Here is a 1,194-nt window from a genome sequence, read left to right as displayed (position 1 = left end):
GGTGGGGCCGGCGAAGGAGCGGCCCGCCGGCGCCGGCGGGGCAGGAGCCGCGCCGGACGGGACGGCCGAACGGTACCGCTCGCTGCTGGCCGGCGACTGCCTGCTGCGCAGCCGCGCCGGGCAGGCCGCACCGGAACCGCGTCGCGTGCCCTGCGGCGACCCGGCCGCCTTCCTGCGGGTGGACGACGTGATCGAGACGCCCCCCACAGCCGCCGGCTCCGGCCACCGGGAGTGCCCACGGGGCCCCGGACTGACCGACTGGGTCCACCGGGGCGCGGACGGCGGCACGGTCGCACTCTGTCTACGGCGGGAGTTCCGGGCCGGGGAGTGCTTCGCCGCCGAGGTCGTCGCCGACGGCGACGGCCACGCGGTCCGCGACGCGGACCTGCGCACCGGCCACACCTGCGGGGAGTCCGGGCTGTCGGAGCCGTGGACGGCGACACTGGTCATCACCGACGTGCGCCCGGCCCCGGCGGCCGAGGGCCCCGTGGACTGCGCCCTGGACGCGGGCGACCGGCGGCCCCACTGGTACTGGATCGTCGGGGGCGGCGACACCCTGCTGTGCGCCACCCTCGAACCGCCCGCGGGCACCCGCTGACCGTACGGTCCGCACGGGCCGGGCGGGCCACGGGCAGCGAGGGGCCGGGGCAGTCGGGCCGGGTCTCACCGGCCGTGCCGGGCCGCGACCGCGACGGGCACGGCCGCGGGCCGCGCCCGCACTGCCCGCCGCGCCGGTGTCAGGCGCTCGGGGTCAGGGGCCCGGGGCTCGGAAGCCCGGGAGCAGGGGCCGGACGAGCGGGGTCAGGAACCCTGCTTGCGCGACTTGTCCGTGACGATCACCAGCGCGGCGATGACCGCGAACAGGGCGATCGGCGCGATGACGAAGTACGCGAGGGTCTCGAAGACGCTCAGGCCGGTGCCCGGGTCGTCGCCGTCGTCGCGGACCAGGGCGTGGGCGGCCGGAGATGTCGCCATCAGCATCATCAGCGTGCCGAGGGTGACGGCGCCGGCGCGGACGGTGCGCTTCTTGTTCATGTTGACCACGTGCCCAAACTATCGGGCGGTACGGAGCGGCGCGCGCCCGGGGTGACGTTCGGCCCTCCGGCCGCCCCTCCCGGCCCCTTGCACGCGGGCGCGTCGGACCTCGCTCCGCGCGCGCGGCACGGCCGGCGCGCGCCCGCCCGGGCTCGGAGG

At 78.1% G+C, this 1,194-nt stretch carries 2 protein-coding genes; one reads left to right on the top strand and one right to left on the bottom strand.

Going from position 1 to position 1,194, the window contains the following annotated elements; genetic code table 11:
• The coding region (locus tag HCN56_RS25590; protein WP_167975031.1) for an LppU/SCO3897 family protein at positions 1-598 on the top strand (598 nt) is incomplete at its 5' end.
• A gap of 203 nt (positions 599-801) precedes the next feature.
• Here HCN56_RS25590 and HCN56_RS25585 read toward each other — a convergent pair.
• The gene (locus HCN56_RS25585) at positions 802-1,035 is read right to left on the bottom strand and encodes a hypothetical protein (RefSeq protein ID WP_167975033.1); all 234 of its coding nucleotides are present in this window, start codon (positions 1,033-1,035) and stop codon (positions 802-804) included.
• Positions 1,036-1,194 lie beyond the last annotated feature (159 nt).

It is taken from the genome of Streptomyces lonarensis (assembly GCF_012033735.1).
Lineage (GTDB): Bacteria > Actinomycetota > Actinomycetes > Streptomycetales > Streptomycetaceae > Streptomyces > Streptomyces lonarensis.
The sequence above is the reverse complement of the archived record's forward strand: the minus strand, read 5'-3'. Positions and strand labels throughout refer to the sequence as shown.

Excerpts from the sequence above, each read along its gene's own strand:
- HCN56_RS25585 (WP_167975033.1), bottom strand. The coding sequence starts at position 1,035 with ATGAACAAGAAGCGCACCGTCCGCGCCGGCGCCGTCACCCTCGGCACG.